1 protein-coding gene is annotated in these 1187 nt (G+C 64.6%); it reads left to right on the top strand.

The genetic code is table 11. The features are described 5' to 3' along the window. Window positions 1–7: 7 nt before the first annotated feature. Window positions 8–1183 (top strand): elongation factor Tu, encoded by a 1176-nt coding sequence (gene tuf / locus JF290_RS19390; RefSeq protein WP_199026552.1) that lies wholly within the window; start codon window positions 8–10, stop codon window positions 1181–1183. Window positions 1184–1187 lie beyond the last annotated feature (4 nt).

Here is a 1187-nt window from a genome sequence, read left to right on the forward strand (position 1 = left end):
CCTTAAGATGGGTAAGGAAAAGTTTGAGCGTACCAAGCCGCATGTGAACATCGGCACGATTGGTCACGTTGACCACGGCAAGACGACGCTGACGGCTGCGATCACGAAGTATTTCGGCGATTTCAAGGCGTATGACCAGATCGACGGTGCGCCCGAGGAGAAGGCCCGCGGGATCACCATCTCGACCGCCCACGTGGAATACGAGACCGACGCGCGCCACTATGCGCATGTCGACTGCCCCGGCCATGCCGACTACGTCAAGAACATGATCACCGGTGCCGCCCAGATGGACGGTGCGATCCTGGTGGTGAACGCGGCCGACGGCCCGATGCCGCAGACCCGCGAGCACATCCTGCTGGGCCGCCAGGTCGGTATCCCGACCATGGTCGTCTACATGAACAAGGTCGACCAGGTGGACGACGAGGAACTGCTCGAGCTGGTCGAGATGGAGATCCGCGAACTGCTGTCCTCCTACGAATACCCCGGCGACGACATCCCGGTCATCCCCGGTTCGGCCCTGGCCGCGCTGGAAGGCCGTGATCCGGAGATCGGCGAAGAGTCGATCCGCAAGCTGATGGCCGCTGTCGACGAATGGATCCCGACGCCCGAGCGCGCCGTGGACCAGCCGTTCCTGATGCCGATCGAGGACGTGTTCTCGATCTCCGGCCGCGGCACCGTCGTGACCGGCCGTGTCGAGCGTGGCGTGATCAACGTGGGCGACGAGATCGAGATCGTCGGCATCCGCGACACCAAGAAGACCACCTGCACGGGCGTCGAGATGTTCCGCAAGCTGCTGGACCGCGGTGAAGCGGGCGACAACATCGGCGCGCTGCTGCGCGGTGTCGACCGTGAGGGCGTCGAGCGCGGGCAGGTTCTCTGCAAGCCGGGCTCGGTGACGCCGCACACCAAGTTCGAGGCCGAGGCCTATATCCTGACCAAGGAAGAGGGTGGCCGTCACACGCCGTTCTTCGCCAACTACCGCCCGCAGTTCTACTTCCGCACGACGGACGTGACCGGAACGGTGACGCTGGCCGAGGGCACCGAGATGGTGATGCCGGGCGACAACGTGAGCTTCGGCGTCGAGCTGATCGCCCCGATCGCGATGGAAAACGGCCTCCGCTTCGCCATCCGCGAAGGCGGCCGCACCGTCGGAGCCGGCGTCGTCTCCAAAATCATCGAGTAAGCGC

Source organism: Sedimentitalea arenosa, from assembly GCF_016428585.1.
Lineage (GTDB): Bacteria > Pseudomonadota > Alphaproteobacteria > Rhodobacterales > Rhodobacteraceae > Sedimentitalea > Sedimentitalea arenosa.

Excerpts from the sequence above, each read along its gene's own strand:
- tuf (WP_199026552.1), top strand. The coding sequence starts at position 8 with ATGGGTAAGGAAAAGTTTGAGCGTACCAAGCCGCATGTGAACATCGGC.